The sequence below is a fragment of the Enterococcus bulliens genome, from assembly GCF_053761865.1.
Genome location: NZ_JBSMXK010000021.1, coordinates 1 through 16,126 on the forward strand (window position 1 = coordinate 1; position 16,126 = coordinate 16,126).

A 16,126-nucleotide genomic window follows, 5' to 3' on the forward strand; every position below is an offset into this window, starting at 1 on the left:
GAATCACTCAATAGTGTGGTGGCGATAGCGAGAAGGACACACCTGTTCCCATGCCGAACACAGAAGTTAAGCTTCTTAGCGCCGATTGTAGTGAAGGGTTTCCCTTTGTGAGAGTAGGACGTCGCCATGCAAGTCAAGCAAGAGCAAATGCTCTTGCTTTTTTTTTAGGTCTTAATGATTCGTTAAGTAAAATACGTTCTAATGGACTTTCTGGTATTTCGTTGTAAAATGTGTTGTAGAAGGGGAGCGATCATTCATGAAAAAAGAAGAACTAAAAGGTAAATTAACAGATATTCAATACGCTGTTACACAAGAGAATGCTACAGAACGTCCATTTACTGGAGAATATGATGATTTTTATGAAAAAGGTATTTATGTCGATATTGTTGATTGTAAACCTTTATTTGCTTCCACAGATAAATATGATGCTGGTTGTGGTTGGCCTGCATTTTCAAAACCAATCGAGCAAGAACAAATTGAAGAAAAACGTGATCGTACATTTGGTATGATCCGAACGGAAGTCCGTAGTAAAGAAGCAGATTCACATTTAGGCCATGTTTTTACCGATGGACCTCAAGAATTGGGTGGATTACGTTATTGTATTAATTCAGCGGCTTTAAAATTTATCCCGTATGACGAGATGGATGAAAAAGGCTACGGTAAATATAAATCATTAGTTGAATAAAAAGAAGTGACTTTGTCATTTCTTTTTTTTTGTCGCCTTTTATGATACAATTAAGGGAACGTATGTACAGAAAGGAACGTTTATGTACGAATATATCAAAGGAAAAGTAGTAGCGGTCCATCCAGCTTACATTGTATTAGAAACAGCAAATATTGGGTATCAAATTTCGATGGGAAATCCGTATCGCTACTCTAGTTATTTAGAGCAAGAAGTTACAGTTTATACGCATTTGGCTATCCGAGAAGATGCGCATACATTATATGGTTTTTCACGTTTAGAAGAAAAACTACTCTTTTTAAAATTACTAAGTGTCTCGGGCATCGGTCCTAAAAGTGCTTTAGCAATCATGGCCAACGATGATCATGAGGGGCTTATTTTTGCTGTTGAGCATGATGATGTGACTTATTTGACTAAATTCCCTGGTGTAGGGAAAAAGACTGCTCAACAAATGATTTTAGATCTAAAAGGAAAAGTCGGAGATCTATCTGGTGAATTAAACGGTGAGTTGTCGATGCCATTATTTGAAACAGATAGCGTTGCATTAGCTGAATCACTTGCAGCTTTAAAAGCTTTAGGCTATTCTGATAAAGAAATCAAGCGTGTGGAAAAGGAATTAAAGCAACAAGGAATGTTGACGACAGATGAATACTTACGCTTAGCATTGAAGTTGTTGATGAAAAAATAATAGTCGAAAGGAGGTTAGAAAATGGATCGGATACTGTCTGGAGAAACAAGTGCAGAGGAACAGATGTTAGAAAAGTCTTTGCGGCCGCAATGGTTTAGTCAATACATCGGTCAAAATAAAGTGAAGCATGAGTTAGAGATTTATATCAAAGCCGCTAAATACCGTGAAGAGGCACTTGATCATGTCTTACTTTACGGACCACCTGGATTAGGAAAAACGACGATGGCGACAGTGATCGCCAATGAGATGGGGGTCAAGCTGCGAACGGCTAGTGGACCTTCGATTGATAAACCTGGTGATTTGGTAGCACTATTGAATGAATTAGAACCTGGAGACGTTTTATTTATTGATGAAATTCACCGGTTACCTCGTATTGCGGAAGAACTATTATATTCGGCAATGGAAGATTTTTTTGTGGATATCATGATCGGACAGGGACCAACTGCACATCCAGTTCATTTTCCACTGCCACCTTTTACGTTAATTGGAGCTACTACACGTGCTGGGATGTTATCTGCACCATTACGTGATCGATTTGGGATCATCAGTCATATGGAATATTATCAAGAAGAGGAATTGACTGAAATCGTGTTGCGTTCTGCTGAAATCTTCAATACGCCGATTCTGGCAGAAGGAGCAATCGAACTGGCCAAACGCTCGCGCGGAACTCCGCGGATTGCCAATCGCTTATTAAAACGAGTACGTGATTTTGCCCAAGTACAAGCGGATGGAACGATTAATAAGGAATTAGCCGATCAAGCGTTGACGTTATTACAAGTGGATCATGCAGGTTTAGATTATATCGATCAAAAATTACTACGTTCGATGATTGAGTTGTATCAAGGTGGTCCAGTCGGATTGAGCACGATCGCAGTTAATATTGGGGAAGAAACAGAAACAGTTGAGGATATGTATGAACCTTACTTGATCCAACGTGGTTTTTTAAAACGAACAGCACGCGGACGGGTCGTGACTGCATTCGCCTATGAACATTTCGGATATCCCTACCAAGGAGAATAAGGAGTAACGCTATGCGTGCAAATGAAACCAAACAAAAAATCAAGGAAAGTTTTATTGTTGCTTGTGAGCAAGTTGGATACAGGCAAGTCAGTATTCAACAAGTGGCACAGTTGGCTGCAATCAATCGCCAAACATTTTACTATCATTTTAAAGATAAACAAAGTGTTTTGCGTTTTGTTTATGATCAAGATGCCTTGATCTACCTTCATGAAGAAGGGTTACATATCGATAATTGGGAAGAGCAAGCGCTCAAAATGTTGCAAGTATTGAAAAAACATGCTACGTTTTATACAACTATTATTGAAGAAGCACGAGAACTATTTATCGCAGATGTTTTTACTTTAGTCTATAATCATTTTGCACGTTTATTTCATCAAGTAGACGTTGAAAAAGAGTTATCCGAAAAAGATATTGAATTTTATAGCCGTTTTTTTTCATATGGATGCTGTGGCATATTAGAAAATTGGATTCAAACGGGATACGAAGAAACACCTTTAGAAATCGCTGGACAATTATTCCAGTTAGCCAAAGACGTTGAATTTTTTTGTTTTCGCTTATACCAACAAATGAAGGAGTGAGTAGATGAAGCGATGTTTGATTGTTTGTTTGGGAAATATCTGTCGCTCACCGATGGCAGAAGGGTTATTAAAAAAAGCAGTTCAAGAACGTGGATTACCCATTAAGATTGCTTCGGCTGCAACTAGTTCATGGGAAGCTGGAAATCCACCTCACAAAGGCACACAGGCTGTTTTAGCTGCAAATGGCATCTCGATTGAAGCGATGTTTTCACAACAGATTAAACGCAATGATTTCGAACAATATGACTGGATTATTGGGATGGATCATGAAAATATTCGTGACCTGATGAAGAAAGCACCACGTTATTGTCAACCAAAGATCCATTTATTTTTAGAAGGATTTGATGAACAAGATGTACCTGATCCTTGGTACACAGGTGACTTTTCTGAAACAGAGCGCTTGATTAAACAAGCGATTCCTTACTGGATCGAAGTATTTGAACAATCACTGACATAAAGGAGGGAAAAACGGTGAAGAAAGAACATAAATTACCAATTAAAATGGGGCAACTCTTATCATTTTCTTCAAAATTACTTGTAAACCGTTTTTTAACTGACCAAGAAGATGAAGTGCTTGCTAAAATCCAACAAGAAGAATTAAAAGAACGATTGCAACTTGCGGCAACCAAACAGGTGCTAGTGGTATTGCATGTTGCAACAAAAAAAAGTAATCAATATGAAACGGTCTCTGGATTTATCGCAACCAAAAAAATCAACGGCTCGCATATTATCGTTAAATCAGCGACGGCTAAAAAGCAATTACGTATGATTGCTGTTGAGACGATCGTTAAAATGAGTCAGCTACCGTTAACACCACCTGAAAAACCGGCACATGAAGCCTAAAAAAACCTGCTAGTTAGACTAGCAGGCGGGAGTAAGAAATGAAAAAATGTTAGTTAGGGTTGTTTGATTGGTATGACATTACTATAACTAGAATTTATGAATTTTTTATGTGTAAAAGTTTGATAAGTGTTTAAATCTTCGTTGATTCAAATTTTAAGGGTGTGACAAATTTTTGTCACACCCTTTTTTTATTTGTTTGATTTTGTAGATAAGTGCCAAATCAGACCGATGACCAAACCGACAATAGCAGGTGTGATCCAACCCATGCCATAAGTAAAAAATGGAAGATACTGTTTAGCAAAGGTAATCAATGAACTACCTAGAGTACTGTTTTTGATAAAATCTGGTGTCACATTTAGCCCATCAAAGAAAGCTGCGATCAAAGTAAAGTAGGTTGTCATCTGATAGACTTTACTTGAAAGTGGGATAAAATAATTGATGATCGTGAGTAAAATCAATGTGATGGCAAGTGGATAAATAAATAATAATACAGGTGTAGAATAAGTAATGATATTCGTTAGCCCAACGTTTGCAAATAAACAAGGTAAAATACTGACGATCGTTGCAAAAAATAAATAGGAACGAGAAGGGAATAATTCAACAAATGTTTCAGAGAACGCTGAGATCAAACCTACAGCAGTTTTTAAGCAAGCGACAACAACGATCAACGCTAAGATGATCGACCCCAACGTGCCCAAATAATAATTCGATAATTGAGCTAGCGCAATTCCACCATTTTCGCTTACGGCAAACTTCCCAACGCTCATCGTTCCTAGATAGGTTAGTAAGGTGTAAATAATTCCCATCAATACGATACTGATCGAACCAGCTTTGATCGTATCGATAGCAATTTGTTGTGGTTGATTGATTCCACGTTGTTTGATCGTATTCACCACGATGATTCCAAAAGCAAGTGCTGCTAGTGCATCTAATGTATTGTATCCTTGAGTAAATCCAGTCAAAAATGGGGCTTCTTGATAAGCTTGTGCCACAGGAGCGCTTGCGACACTACCTAGTGGATGGATGAATGCTACAATCAATAAAATAGCAAGCAAAATTAAAAATACAGGGTTTAAAAATTTTCCGATATAATCCAATAGGTTAGAAGGTTTACGTGAAAAAAACCAAGCGAGCAAGAAGAAAGCGATACTAAATAGTGCTAAAATAGGTGTTTGCATCGAGTCGGATAGGAATGGCGAAATTCCGATTTCAAATGAAGTGGTAGCCAAACGAGGAAGTGCAAAAAATGGCCCGATAACAAGATAAAGTAAAATTGTAAAAATATAAGCATACCAACGACTGACACGATGTGCTACTTCAAATAATCCATTCGTTTTGGAAAGACCAATGGCAATGATCCCTAAAAAGGGTAGCCCGATCCCTGTTACTAAAAAACCTAAATTTGCTAAAAAGACATTTGCTCCGGCTTCTTGTCCCATGTGAACAGGAAAAATTAAGTTTCCTGCACCAAAGAACATGCCGAACAAGAGTGAACCCAAAAAGAGATACTCTTTCATAGATAGTTGTTTTTTCATGATATTCTCCTTAAAAAAGTCTAATGTAAAAATAACAAAAGAACTGATGTGATGCAAGAAAAACTTATATATTTTCAATGAAAGCATGAACAATCAATAAAAAAGAGGTGTGACAGACGTCTGTCACACCTCTAAAAATCGAATAAATGCTCCTATTGAAGCAGCCTTCGTTACGCTAATACGCGAGAAAGAAAAGCTTTTGTCCGTTCTTCTTTTGGATGAACGAATAATTCTTCTGGTGTTCCTTCTTCAGCGATGATGCCTTTGTCCATGAAGATGACACGATCAGAAACATCACGAGCAAACTGCATCTCATGTGTTACGATAACCATCGTTAATCCTGTTTGTGCAAGATCTTTCATCGTTTTTAACACTTCACCAACCATTTCAGGATCAAGTGCAGAAGTTGGTTCATCAAACAGCATCACATCAGGATTCATTGAAAGTGATCGTGCGATAGCTACTCGTTGTTTTTGACCACCAGATAATTGGGCTGGTTTTGCCGAAACAAAACGGCTCATGCCAACTTTTTCTAGATTCTCAAGTGCGACTTTTTTCGCTTCTTCGCGAGAACGTTTTAATACAGTGATTTGACCACTCATACAATTTTCTAAGACATCCATATTGTTAAATAAATTAAAGGATTGAAATACCATTCCAAGATGGGTACGGTATTTTGGCAAGTTATAGCCTTTTTGTAAGACGTTTTCTCCTTGATAGACTATCTCACCACTTGTAGGTTTTTCAAGTAGATTAATACAACGTAACAATGTTGATTTACCAGATCCTGAAGAACCGATGATCGTCAATACCTCTCCTTTTTCTACAGTTACGTTAATATCTTTTAGTACTTCATTTTCGCCAAAGCTTTTTTTTAGATGATTGATTTCGATAATAGCAGTCATAGCGATTCTCCTTATTTTTCTTGTCCTTCTAAGACGTCATCCATTTTAATATACGAATCGGGACCGTCGATACGTTTTTCAAAAAGACGCAATAGTTTTGTAGCTGAGATCGTCATGATCAAATAGATGATTCCGATAATCGTAAAGGTCGGGAAGAATTGTAGATTCGTTCCAGAAGCGACCGATCCAGCAAAGAATAAATCGGTTACGCTGATTACACTTAATACTGCGGTATCTTTGATATTGATGACTGTTTCGTTTCCGATCGCAGGCAAGATATTACGTAAGACTTGTGGCAAGACCACTTTGACCATTGTTTGGCGATGATTCATCCCGATTGCTTGTGCAGCTTCAAATTGTCCTTTATCTACAGCAAAAATCCCACCACGAACGATTTCAGACATATAAGCACCTGTATTGACAGAAACGATCAATAGCGCGGCTACTGTACGGTTTAAATCAATTTGGAAGGCAAGAGCTAGTCCATAAAAGATGACCATCGCTTGTACCATCATTGGTGTACCACGAAAGACTTCGATATAGATCGATAAGAACCAGTTGAATGCTTTTTGGAAGAAACGCGCGACAGGATTTTCTGAATTTGGTAAAGTGCGGAAGACACCGACCAATAATCCGATGAGCGTACCGGCGATCGTAGAAAAAATAGCAATAAACAAAGTCAAGGCTGCACCACTTAAAAACAATTTCCAATATTGTTGGATAATTTGTTTAAATGTGCCTAATAAGCCAGTTTGTTCATCTTCAGTAGCCGTGGGTTGTTCTTTTACGGCTTGATCCATTAATTTTGTCCGTTCTTCTGAAGAGATCGTACTTAAAATTTCATTGATTTTGGCTGCATCCGGATCACCTTTACGCAGTCCGATTGCCGTTTGAACATCTTCAGCAGCTGCTTTGAATCCTTGACCTTCAGGAAATTCTAGCATGGTTAATTTTTTGTTTACATTGGTGGCAGTAATACCTTCAGGACGTTCACTAACATAGCCGTCGATCACGCCAGAAGCTAATGCCACACGCATTGCTGAAAAGTCTTTTTGAGCTTGTTGTTTTTTGACACCAGGGATTTGATCAATCAAATCGTAGTGTAATGTATTTAATTGTGCCGTGATTTTGGCACCTTCTAAATCAGATAAACTTTTGGCTTTGCCGTACTTGCCATCTTTTTGAACGATTACGACAAATTGTGATTCATAATAAGGGTCTGTAAAATCAATTTGTTTCCGACGCTCTTCAGTCGGCGACATCCCCGCGATGATCGCATCGATTTTTCCAGATTGTAAAGCAGGAACTAAACCATCCCATTGTGTTGGGACAACGACTAATTTTTTTCCTAATTTATCGGCGATGATCTGAGCAATCGAAACATCGTACCCTCCGACATATTTTTGTTTTGATAATTCCACAGTGTGTGGTCCAGGTGATGTTTGAGTCCAGTTAAATGGGGCATAGGCTGCTTCCATTCCAACACGAAACTCATCAGATGAAGTTTGTTCATCTGCATGTGCTTGTGATGTAAAACCAACAATGGCAAATAATACAAGCACCAGAGGAATCCATATTTTCTTTCTCATGAGACGTAACGCTTCCTTTCTTTTAGTAAAAAACCAAATGGACTACCGACAACAAAAAAACAGCCGCATTCCCATGATTGGAAAGCGGCTGTATTGGATACAAACCTCTCACAAAACATAGCGCAACTTAGCAAAAGCTAAGACAGTTCGCAAATTATTGATTTGCGCCCCAATCAAAAAAAAGAAGCAACTTCTTTTTGATTTCGGCGTGATTCCCTAGGCCTGCTTCTTTGTGTTGCTCCACTCGACAGGATTAATGACTCACGCGACCTCTACCTCAATGTTGAAGGTAATTCTTATTTAGTTCTTCATCAATAGGTATGATAGTCAATTTTCAGAAAAAAGTCAATGAAAAAAAGGAATTTCATAAAGAAATCCCTTGTGAATTGATGATTTATCTTTATTTTGTAGCCGGTGTCAATTTTGGTTCACGACCTAAAATCGCTTGTAAAATAGTGACAACACCTAACACGATCATAATCGTATAGACTAGATTTGAGTATTGGGTAATGCCCCATCCCCAAGTATGGTAAACTAGTAACATAATTTCTAATACAATGATCGATAAGATATTTAGAGCTGCAAAAACCCATAGATTACCGTTTTCTTTGCGAATCAAGTAGAATAATCCAAAATAAATACTTAGCACTAGCCATGCAATATTTACTAAAATCAATCCCCAATAAATAATAGGAGCTAACATCAGAATTCACCTCACTTTGTTTGTCGCACTTATTGTACCATTAATTGTGAAAAATGTCATGAACTCATTCGATAGGAAAAGAAAGATAAAAATTTCCTATATCCTTTTTACTGAATCTAGGAATATAGTATACTGATAGTAGTGAAAAAGTAGTAGGAGGGTAAGGGATGAAAACTGAAAAAGAAAAAATGATTGCTGGTGAACTCTATTTTTCAGCTGATCCGGAATTAGTCGCAGACCGCACGTTTGCAAGAGAACAGATGCGGCTAATCAATGGCGAAACAGATCCAGCGATTCGAGAACAATTGATTAAAGAAACATTTGGTAAAGTAGCCAATCACGCGTATATGGAAGCCAATGTCCGTTTTGATTATGGATATAATATTTTTTTAGGTAAAAATTTTTATGCAAATTTCGATACAGTATTTTTAGATGTTTGCCCCATTACGTTTGGTGATAACTGCATGATTGGACCAAATGTTAAGCTTTATACAGCTACACATCCGTTAAATCCAATCAAACGCAATAGTGGATTAGAAGACGGTGCGCCGATTACAGTAGGCGATAATGCTTGGATTGGTGGAGGCGCTACATTACTAGCAGGAGTGACTTTAGGGGACAATGTTGTGGTCGGCGCGGGAAGTGTCGTGACGAAATCATTTCCGGATAATGTGGTTATTGCTGGAAATCCGGCTCAAATTATTCGTGAAATTGGAGACCATGAAGAAGAAACGGTCGATTCTTTACCTTTTCAACGAGCTAAAATTGATGAGATCGATCAAAAAATCGCTCGTCTATTAGAAGAGCGAATGGATGCGGTCACTACGATTGTCGAAATCAAAAAGACGCAACAAACAGCAGTATTTGATGGAACACGTGAAGAAAGTGTGCTAGACAATATTCGAAAATCACTTGTGAACTTAGAGTATCAAAAGACGATCGAACAAACTTTTGAAGATATCATGAAACGTTCACGAGAATACCAACAAGCGCATATGGAGCGTGACGAACAATGAATGGAGAAGAAAGACGAAAATTGATTATGGATAGTTTGGCACAAGCTAAACAGCCAGTTAGTGCGAGCCGTTTTGCTAAACGTTTTGCGGTTAGTCGTCAGATCATTGTTGGCGATATCGCGTTGTTACGTGCGAGTGGTCATGAGATCATCGCAACAGCACGTGGTTACTTGCTAGAACCAAAAACAAATGGAAAAGAAGCGACGATTGCACTTTGTCATACGCCAGAAGAAGTTATGGATGAGCTGAGTATTTTTGTCAATCATCGTGTCGATGTGATCAATGTCATGGTCGACCATGCCTTATATGGAGAGATCCAAAGCCCACTTGAAATCACATCACTTGAAGACGCACGAGCGTTTGTTGAAAAATATGAACAGTCAAAAGAAAAACTGCTATCGAATTTGACGAATGGTGTGCATCTACACACCGTTCGATATCAAGATGAGCAAGATTTGCTAGCTGCAAAACAAGCATTGGCTGCTCGTGGATTTTTATTTAGTGAAAATGAAGACTCAAACTAAACTTAAACCGCCACTCTTTTGAGTGGCGGTTTAAGTTTAGTTTAAAATTGTTTGATACAGTCGAGCAACATTTTTTTGACCTAAGTAATCAAGTTCTCTTGGTGTAAATCCAAAGTGACATAAGCGTTCAAAGAGTTGGTCGACGATCGTAATGTCTTTTAATTCAGGATGAACGGGAATCCCATCGAAATCTGAACCGAGTGCTAGTGATTCTACACCACCAACATTTTTTAGATGGACAGCATGACGGCAAAGTTGGTCTAATAATGGCTCATCATTAAACGAAATAAAGTCTTCAAAATAATTAAGCCCAATCACACCACCTTTTGTAGCAATCGCTTGGATCAACTCATCAGAAAGATTGCGATAATGTGGACAAAGCGCACGAGCATTAGAATGACTTGCCACAATGGGATGAGTAGATGCAGCTAAAACATCTAGCGTTAATTGATCTGAGCCGTGAGAGACATCGATGATCATCCCTAGTTCGTTCATTTTTGCAACGACATCATAGCCAAATGGTTTAAGTCCTTTTTGTACAGAAACTTGGACAGAATCCGTCGTATGATACAAAGCATTTGGATGGCCGATCTCATTTTCGTAATTCCACATCAAGGTCATCAAACGAACCCCATCTTGATACATCTGCATGAGATTCGTTAGATTCCCTTCTAACGTCGCACCTTCTTCAACCGTCAATAACGCACTGAGCTGGTGTTCTGATTGTTGCTTTAGATATTGTTCGTAAGTCGTTATGGGTTTTATCACATCAGCATAGGCATCCATTTGATGATAAAAACAAGTTTTTAATTCTTGATAGTAGGCAAATGGATTTTTGGTCTTAGGTAATTCGACAAATAAAGCAAAATTTTGCAAGTCGATGGGACTTTTTTTCATGCGGATCAAGTCCAGTTGAAACGGGTTATCATATAATGTAACAGTCGGGTCTTCATAGATTTTTAAAATCGTGTCGCAATGCAAATCAATCATCAAATATCCTCCTTAAAAAAATAAATGTCTACGGATAGGCGTAGACATTTATGTACTATTCTAAAACCAATACGCCATCTTTTAGCGCAAATGGATTTTTTTCATCGATATGATCATAAAACATGATGCCGTTTAAATGGTCGATTTCATGTTGAACAACGATTGCTGGATAATTTTTCAAACGAACCTTATGTGTTTCGCCAGTTTCATCTTGATAACTCAACGTGATTCTAGCATGACGTACCACATATCCTGGAACATCACGATCGACCGAAAGGCAACCTTCTCCATCACCTAAACATGCATCTTGTACGGAATGACTAACGATTTTAGGATTATATAAGACACCGCTAAACTCAGGTACTTCTGGATTTTCTGGATCCATTGATGGGACAAGTACGGCTATCATTCGTTTTTTAACATCGATCTGTGGAGCAGCCAGGCCCACGCCACCACGCAATTCTAATTCTTCAGCTTTTTGTGGATCTTGACTATTAGCTAAAAATTCTAGCATCGTAGCTCCAATTTCTTGTTCTTCTTTACTCAAAGGAAAGTGCACTTCGCTAGCGACTTCACGCAACGTTGGGTGTCCTTCTCTGATAATATCTTTCATGGTTAACATTTAGAGTGTCAGCTCCTTTTTCTCATTTCCTATTTAGTGTACCATAATTTCGGATTTCTGTGAAAAAGTGTCTACTGAAAAAAGTTCAAAAAGACAATAGTTATCAGTTGCCTTTTTTTTAGATGCGCGTATAATGACACTATGTCATATGACGTAGTGTCATTTATGAAAAAAGGAGTGAAGAAATGCCGACCGACACATTTTTACATTTACCCAAAGAAAAACAACAACGAATCATGGAAGCTGCGCGGATTGAATTTTCACGTGTCTCATTAAAAGAAGCTTCGGTAGCCAATATCGTCAAGGTAGCTGAGATTCCAAGAGGAAGTTTTTATCAGTATTTTACAGATAAAGAAGATTTGTACTTCTATTATTTCCATTCCTTACGTCAAAGTAGCAAACGGGAATTACTAGGTTCGATCAAAGCAAAAAACGGAGATTTGTTTTTGGGGATCGAACATTATTTTACAAAACTCGTACCAGAAATTTTCGTGGGAGAGCATGCATTGTTTTATAAAAATCTTTTTATGAATATGGATTACCGCGAGTTTCGTAAAGTAGCACCAGAACTAGAAAAACATCGTAAAAAACGTACCCAACATACTGAAAAAGTCAAGACAGATCTAGAGCAAGTCGTGGATCCTAGTAATTTGACGATCGCTTCTAGTGAAGAGTTAATCGTGTTGTTTCAATTACTGATGCAAATCACCATGTCGACGATCTCAGAAGCACAAATGCAACAGTTAGAAGATCCTGATTATAATTATGAATCAGTTTATGAACGGTTCCATTTAAAGTTAAAGTGGGTCAAACAAGGGGTACAACGAAAGGAGAGAGAACATGCTAAAAGTAGTTAGACGGGTATCTTATATTTCAGCGCTATTGGCTGTCATTTTTATGTTTATCCAAGTATTTTCAGATTTATATTTACCGACTTTAACCTCAAATATTATTAATAATGGAGTGGCTAAAGGAGATATCGACTATATCTGGAACACCGGATTTTTAATGATGGGATTTTCTGTCATTAGTATTATTGCGGCAGTCGGAAATACATATTTTGCGACGCGAGAAGCACAGAAACTAGGAAAAGAATTGCGGACAGATGTTTACCGTAAAGTTGAAAATGCGTCAACACGTTCATTTGATCATTTTGGGACATCTTCTTTGATTACCAGAACGACAAATGATATTAACCAAGTCCAATTAGTGACACAAATGTTTTTACGAATGATGATCAATGCACCGATTACTTTGATCGGTGCAAGTATTTTAGCCTATCAAAAAGATCCGCAACTAACGAAAATCTTTTTAGTGGTTATTCCAATCATTGCACTAGTGATAGGTGTGGTGATGTATTTTGCAGTACCACTTTTTAAGAGTATGCAAAAGAAAACAGACCGCTTGAACCTCGTCTTTCGTGAAGGATTGACAGGAGTTCGTGTGATTCGGGCCTTTAACAAACAAAACTATGAAGAAGCCAATAAAGATTATACCAACACTGCAATCAAGGTAAATACGATTGTTTCTGTGATGATGCCTGTGATGACATTGATCATGAGTGGTACGAATATCGCGATTACTTGGTTTGGAGGCCACTACATTGCCGATCAAACGCTAGAAGTCGGAAATCTGATTGCCTTTATGACATATGCGATGCAAATTTTAATGAGTTTCATGATGCTAACGATCATTTTTGTGATGGTGCCAAGAGCCCAAGCTTCAGCTGATCGGATCAATGAAGTTTTAGATGAAATCGATGAAATCAAAGATCCAGAAAGTCCAAAACAACTTGCCTTAGCTAAAGAGAGGGCGACGTTAAGTTTTGATCATGTTAACTATCGTTTCAAGGGTGCTGAAAATTTAGCCTTAGCTGATGTCAATTTTCAGGTGCATTCTGGAGAAACGTTAGCTATCATTGGAGGAACAGGTTCTGGGAAAACGACGCTGATTAATTTGATTCCGCGTCTTTATGATATCGAATCCGGTATGATTCAATTAAATGGTCTCGACATTACTAGCATCACACAAGAAAATCTACGTGATCTGATTGGTTTTGTTCCGCAAAAAGCAGTGCTATTTTCAGGAACGATACGAGAAAATATGAAATACGGTGATGTGAATGCCAGTGATGAGACCATTTGGGAAGCTCTACGTATCGCCCAAGCAGCCGATTTTGTCAGTGAACTAGAAGATGGACTAGATAGTAAAGTAGAACAAGGCGGCGGAAACTTCTCTGGTGGACAACGTCAACGTTTGGCTATTGCTCGTGCTCTAGTTAAAAAAGCTGATGTCTACGTCTTTGATGACTCATTTTCTGCACTCGACTTTAAAACTGATGCCAAATTACGTAAAGTGTTAAATGAAGAGATGACAGACAGTATTTTAGTTATTGTTGCCCAACGAGTGAGCACAGTAATTGATGCAGACAAAATTTTAGTATTAGATGAAGGTAAAGTGGTCGGTATTGGAACGCATCAAGAATTACTTGATACCAATGAAACATACCAAGAAATCGTCCATTCACAATTACGAGAGGAGGATCTAGCATGAGCGAAAAACAACCAGCAAAAGGCCCCAAAATGGGTGGACCTGGCGGCGGACCTGGTCGAGGTATCGGAGCTAAAGTAGAAAAACCTAAAAATTTTAAAAAGACGACGTTCCGTCTATTTCGTTATCTATCTAAAAAGATGTGGGCGATTATTTTAGTATTGGTATTAGCCATCGCTTCTGTCATTTTCCAAATCCAAACACCAAAAATCTTAGGGGAAGCCACAACAGAAATCTTTAAGGGTGTGATGAAAGGGGCACAGTTGATTCAAAAAGGGGAAAAATTGACGACTTTCCCAATCGACTTTGATAAAATCGCCCAAATCATCGGCATCGTGGTAGTTTTGTATCTGTTCTCAGCAGTCTTTAGTTTCTTACAACAATTTATTATGACACGTGTCTCACAACGAACCGTTTACCAGTTACGTCGTGAGTTAGAAGAAAAAATGCACCGGATGCCGATTTCGTATTACGACACACATAGTAATGGCGACATTATGTCTCGTGCGATTAACGATATGGATAACATCGCCAGTACACTACAACAAAACTTGACGCAATTAGTTACGAGTATCGTCACCTTTATTGGTGTATTGTGGATGATGTTGACCATCAGTTGGCAATTGACTCTTGTTGCACTAGCGACAGTTCCTTTAAGTTTAGTTGTCGTTATGATCGTAGCACCACAGTCACAAAAATACTTTGCAGCACAACAAAAAAGTTTAGGTTTACTCAATAATCAAGTGGAAGAAACATATGGCGGCCACACAGTTGTTAAAGTCTTCAATCACGAAGCTGCAGATCAAAAAGTATTTGAGGTCGAAAATGAAAAATTATATCAAGCAGGTTGGAAAGCACAGTTTATTTCAGCGATCATTATCCCACTAATGAACTTTGTTAAAAATTTAGGTTATGTTTTTGTTGCGGTTTTAGGTGGAATCAAAGTGGCAAACGGAAATATGAATCTTGGGGATGTCCAAGCATTCTTACAATATACTAGCCAATTTTCTCAACCAATCACACAAATCGCAAGTTTGATCAATACCATCCAATCAACGATTGCTTCTGCTGAACGGATCTTTGAAGTATTAGATGAACCAGAAATGGAAGATAAAACAGTGAATGCACCAGTTGAAGAAAGTGAGTATAAAGTTCGATTCAAAAACGTGCAATTTGGTTATCAAGAAAATCAATTATTAATGACTGATTTTAATTTGGATGTGAAACCAGGTGAAATGGTCGCTATCGTAGGGCCTACAGGAGCTGGGAAAACGACCATGATCAATTTATTGGAACGATTTTATGATATTACGGGCGGTAGTATTCGTTATGAGGGCAAAGATACTCGCGATATTCCCCGTACTGAATTACGAGAAAACTTTTCGATGGTCTTACAAGATACATGGTTATTTACTGGTAGTATTTTAGAAAACATCAAATATGGAAATGAACACGCAACCGATGAACAAGTGTATGCAGCGACTAAAGCAGCTCATGTAGACGATTTTGTCCGTAAATTGCCTGAAGGTTACGATACAGTTTTAAATGAAGATGCAAGTAATATCTCGCAAGGTCAACGTCAGTTGATTACGATCGCCAGAGCCTTTTTAGCCAATCCAGATGTTTTGATTTTAGATGAAGCGACAAGTTCAGTCGATACTAGAACGGAAATCTTGATTCAACAAGCGATGAACCGTCTATTAGAAAATCGAACGAGTTTCGTTGTTGCCCATCGTCTGTCCACGATTCGTGATGCGGACAATATTATTGTCATGAATCATGGTGATATCGTAGAAACTGGAAATCACGATGGATTGATGGCAAAAAATGGGTTCTATGCTGATCTGTACAATAGTCAATTCAACGAAGAAGTTGCTTAGT

The 16,126-nt window shown here is 38.2% G+C and carries 17 protein-coding genes, 1 rRNA gene and 1 riboswitch; of the genes, 12 read left to right on the forward strand and 6 right to left on the reverse strand.

Going from position 1 to position 16,126, the window contains the following annotated elements; translation table 11 throughout:
- Window positions 1–14: 14 nt before the first annotated feature.
- The 7 genes from rrf to ACWOEC_RS10035 all read left to right on the forward strand — a co-directional run bounded on the left by rrf (window position 15) and on the right by ACWOEC_RS10035 (window position 3,811).
- A 5S ribosomal RNA gene (rrf, locus tag ACWOEC_RS10005) occupies window positions 15–130 on the forward strand.
- Between the two features lie 126 nt (window positions 131–256).
- Window positions 257–685 carry a peptide-methionine (R)-S-oxide reductase MsrB gene (msrB, locus tag ACWOEC_RS10010; protein ID WP_455307895.1) on the forward strand — a complete coding sequence of 143 codons (429 nt, stop codon included), beginning with the start codon at window positions 257–259 and terminating at the stop codon, window positions 683–685.
- Between the two features lie 82 nt (window positions 686–767).
- Entirely contained in the window at window positions 768–1,370 is a 603-nt protein-coding gene (gene ruvA / locus ACWOEC_RS10015; protein ID WP_455307897.1) for a Holliday junction branch migration protein RuvA, read from the forward strand.
- A gap of 21 nt (window positions 1,371–1,391) precedes the next feature.
- A complete protein-coding gene (gene ruvB / locus ACWOEC_RS10020; RefSeq protein ID WP_455307899.1) occupies window positions 1,392–2,390 on the forward strand; it encodes a Holliday junction branch migration DNA helicase RuvB in 999 nt (332 codons plus the stop codon).
- A gap of 11 nt (window positions 2,391–2,401) precedes the next feature.
- Window positions 2,402–2,968 carry a TetR/AcrR family transcriptional regulator gene (locus tag ACWOEC_RS10025; RefSeq protein WP_455307901.1) on the forward strand — a complete coding sequence of 189 codons (567 nt, stop codon included), beginning with the start codon at window positions 2,402–2,404 and terminating at the stop codon, window positions 2,966–2,968.
- Window positions 2,969–2,972: 4 nt separating this feature from the next.
- Window positions 2,973–3,425, forward strand: a complete 453-nt coding sequence (locus ACWOEC_RS10030) for a low molecular weight protein-tyrosine-phosphatase (protein WP_455307903.1) — start codon at window positions 2,973–2,975, stop codon at window positions 3,423–3,425.
- 14 nt (window positions 3,426–3,439) lie between these two features.
- Window positions 3,440–3,811, forward strand: coding sequence for a hypothetical protein (locus ACWOEC_RS10035; RefSeq protein WP_297077011.1), 372 nt, complete (start codon window positions 3,440–3,442; stop codon window positions 3,809–3,811).
- Between the two features lie 188 nt (window positions 3,812–3,999).
- Here the strand turns inward: ACWOEC_RS10035 and brnQ are convergent, their stop codons facing one another.
- From brnQ to ACWOEC_RS10055, 4 genes are all read right to left on the reverse strand, one after another.
- Window positions 4,000–5,346, reverse strand: coding sequence for a branched-chain amino acid transport system II carrier protein (gene brnQ, locus ACWOEC_RS10040; RefSeq protein ID WP_455307906.1), 1,347 nt, complete (start codon window positions 5,344–5,346; stop codon window positions 4,000–4,002).
- A gap of 170 nt (window positions 5,347–5,516) precedes the next feature.
- Entirely contained in the window at window positions 5,517–6,251 is a 735-nt protein-coding gene (locus tag ACWOEC_RS10045; protein ID WP_455307908.1) for an amino acid ABC transporter ATP-binding protein, read from the reverse strand.
- A gap of 11 nt (window positions 6,252–6,262) precedes the next feature.
- The gene (locus tag ACWOEC_RS10050) at window positions 6,263–7,840 is read right to left on the reverse strand and encodes an ABC transporter permease subunit (RefSeq protein ID WP_455307910.1); all 1,578 of its coding nucleotides are present in this window, start codon (window positions 7,838–7,840) and stop codon (window positions 6,263–6,265) included.
- Window positions 7,841–7,950: 110 nt separating this feature from the next.
- Window positions 7,951–8,123: riboswitch (Lysine riboswitch) on the reverse strand.
- 117 nt (window positions 8,124–8,240) lie between these two features.
- Window positions 8,241–8,543 (reverse strand): hypothetical protein, encoded by a 303-nt coding sequence (locus tag ACWOEC_RS10055; protein WP_297077000.1) that lies wholly within the window; start codon window positions 8,541–8,543, stop codon window positions 8,241–8,243.
- A 167-nt stretch (window positions 8,544–8,710) separates the two neighbouring features.
- On the opposite strand from ACWOEC_RS10055, the gene ACWOEC_RS10060 reads away from it, so the two are divergent.
- Both ACWOEC_RS10060 and ACWOEC_RS10065 read left to right on the forward strand, forming a co-directional pair.
- Window positions 8,711–9,559, forward strand: a complete 849-nt coding sequence (locus ACWOEC_RS10060) for a chorismate mutase (protein ID WP_455307912.1) — start codon at window positions 8,711–8,713, stop codon at window positions 9,557–9,559.
- Window positions 9,556–10,083 (forward strand): 3H domain-containing protein, encoded by a 528-nt coding sequence (locus ACWOEC_RS10065; RefSeq protein WP_455307914.1) that lies wholly within the window; start codon window positions 9,556–9,558, stop codon window positions 10,081–10,083. Before ACWOEC_RS10060 ends, ACWOEC_RS10065 begins: the two co-directional genes overlap by 4 nt.
- Before the next feature lie 36 nt (window positions 10,084–10,119).
- Here ACWOEC_RS10065 and ACWOEC_RS10070 read toward each other — a convergent pair whose 3' ends face one another.
- On the reverse strand, window positions 10,120–11,073 hold the full coding sequence (locus tag ACWOEC_RS10070) for a dipeptidase (RefSeq protein WP_455307916.1): 954 nt from the start codon (window positions 11,071–11,073) through the stop codon (window positions 10,120–10,122).
- 55 nt (window positions 11,074–11,128) lie between these two features.
- Window positions 11,129–11,695 carry a peptide deformylase gene (gene def, locus ACWOEC_RS10075; protein WP_455307918.1) on the reverse strand — a complete coding sequence of 189 codons (567 nt, stop codon included), beginning with the start codon at window positions 11,693–11,695 and terminating at the stop codon, window positions 11,129–11,131.
- A gap of 185 nt (window positions 11,696–11,880) precedes the next feature.
- Here def and ACWOEC_RS10080 point away from each other — a divergent pair, with 185 nt between their 5' ends.
- Genes ACWOEC_RS10080 through ACWOEC_RS10090 form a run of 3 tightly spaced genes read left to right on the forward strand, consistent with a single transcriptional unit; the run spans window position 11,881 to window position 16,125 of the window.
- Window positions 11,881–12,552: a TetR family transcriptional regulator gene (locus tag ACWOEC_RS10080; RefSeq protein WP_455307920.1), complete on the forward strand. Its 672-nt coding sequence runs from the start codon at window positions 11,881–11,883 to the stop codon at window positions 12,550–12,552.
- Window positions 12,536–14,248: an ABC transporter ATP-binding protein gene (locus ACWOEC_RS10085; RefSeq protein WP_455307922.1), complete on the forward strand. Its 1,713-nt coding sequence runs from the start codon at window positions 12,536–12,538 to the stop codon at window positions 14,246–14,248. The genes ACWOEC_RS10080 and ACWOEC_RS10085 overlap by 17 nt, the downstream gene beginning before the upstream one ends.
- The gene (locus ACWOEC_RS10090; RefSeq protein WP_455307924.1) at window positions 14,245–16,125 is read left to right on the forward strand and encodes an ABC transporter ATP-binding protein; all 1,881 of its coding nucleotides are present in this window, start codon (window positions 14,245–14,247) and stop codon (window positions 16,123–16,125) included. Before ACWOEC_RS10085 ends, ACWOEC_RS10090 begins: the two co-directional genes overlap by 4 nt.
- Window position 16,126 lies beyond the last annotated feature (1 nt).

What these genes read in the sequence shown, in the direction of transcription:
- ACWOEC_RS10070 (WP_455307916.1), bottom strand. Translation starts at nt 11,073, where the DNA reads ATGATTGATTTGCATTGCGACACGATTTTAAAAATCTATGAAGACCCG.
- msrB (WP_455307895.1), top strand. Translation starts at nt 257, where the DNA reads ATGAAAAAAGAAGAACTAAAAGGTAAATTAACAGATATTCAATACGCT.
- ACWOEC_RS10050 (WP_455307910.1), bottom strand. Translation starts at nt 7,840, where the DNA reads ATGAGAAAGAAAATATGGATTCCTCTGGTGCTTGTATTATTTGCCATT.
- ACWOEC_RS10085 (WP_455307922.1), top strand. Translation starts at nt 12,536, where the DNA reads ATGCTAAAAGTAGTTAGACGGGTATCTTATATTTCAGCGCTATTGGCT.
- def (WP_455307918.1), bottom strand. Translation starts at nt 11,695, where the DNA reads ATGTTAACCATGAAAGATATTATCAGAGAAGGACACCCAACGTTGCGT.
- ruvB (WP_455307899.1), top strand. Translation starts at nt 1,392, where the DNA reads ATGGATCGGATACTGTCTGGAGAAACAAGTGCAGAGGAACAGATGTTA.
- ACWOEC_RS10065 (WP_455307914.1), top strand. Translation starts at nt 9,556, where the DNA reads ATGAATGGAGAAGAAAGACGAAAATTGATTATGGATAGTTTGGCACAA.
- ACWOEC_RS10055 (WP_297077000.1), bottom strand. Translation starts at nt 8,543, where the DNA reads ATGTTAGCTCCTATTATTTATTGGGGATTGATTTTAGTAAATATTGCA.
- ACWOEC_RS10045 (WP_455307908.1), bottom strand. Translation starts at nt 6,251, where the DNA reads ATGACTGCTATTATCGAAATCAATCATCTAAAAAAAAGCTTTGGCGAA.
- ACWOEC_RS10080 (WP_455307920.1), top strand. Translation starts at nt 11,881, where the DNA reads ATGCCGACCGACACATTTTTACATTTACCCAAAGAAAAACAACAACGA.
- ACWOEC_RS10025 (WP_455307901.1), top strand. Translation starts at nt 2,402, where the DNA reads ATGCGTGCAAATGAAACCAAACAAAAAATCAAGGAAAGTTTTATTGTT.
- brnQ (WP_455307906.1), bottom strand. Translation starts at nt 5,346, where the DNA reads ATGAAAAAACAACTATCTATGAAAGAGTATCTCTTTTTGGGTTCACTC.
- ruvA (WP_455307897.1), top strand. Translation starts at nt 768, where the DNA reads ATGTACGAATATATCAAAGGAAAAGTAGTAGCGGTCCATCCAGCTTAC.
- ACWOEC_RS10060 (WP_455307912.1), top strand. Translation starts at nt 8,711, where the DNA reads ATGAAAACTGAAAAAGAAAAAATGATTGCTGGTGAACTCTATTTTTCA.
- ACWOEC_RS10030 (WP_455307903.1), top strand. Translation starts at nt 2,973, where the DNA reads ATGAAGCGATGTTTGATTGTTTGTTTGGGAAATATCTGTCGCTCACCG.
- ACWOEC_RS10090 (WP_455307924.1), top strand. Translation starts at nt 14,245, where the DNA reads ATGAGCGAAAAACAACCAGCAAAAGGCCCCAAAATGGGTGGACCTGGC.